Genomic DNA, 280 nt, shown 5'->3' with positions numbered 1-280 from the left:
GTCACCATGGACATGAATACTAAACTTGTTAGGATAATGAGAATAAATGTTCTCATCTCATGATTTGCAGTTAAACCAATAAGATGAACTCCTCCATATACCAAAATTCCTGCTAAAACAGCTATAATACCATTTATTTCTGCTCGAGATTTCAACCAAGCCCAACGGCTCTCTGGATGACGTCCTGAAGGCAACTTCGCAAAGATCATATTCGTTGATATTGCTGCAACAAAGAGAGCAACTGATATCATATAAGGAGCCATTGCAATTCCATTTACAG

1 pseudogene is annotated in these 280 nt (G+C 37.9%); it reads right to left on the bottom strand.

Going from position 1 to position 280, the window contains the following annotated elements:
- Window positions 1-280: pseudogene (locus tag WKI42_RS10845) on the bottom strand (hypothetical protein); the annotation flags it as partial.

The organism is Streptococcus pseudopneumoniae, from assembly GCF_038148935.1.
In the GTDB taxonomy this organism is placed as follows: Bacteria; Bacillota; Bacilli; order Lactobacillales; family Streptococcaceae; genus Streptococcus; species Streptococcus pseudopneumoniae_U.
Note: the sequence above shows the minus strand (reverse complement) of the source record. Positions and strands in the feature narration are given on the sequence as shown.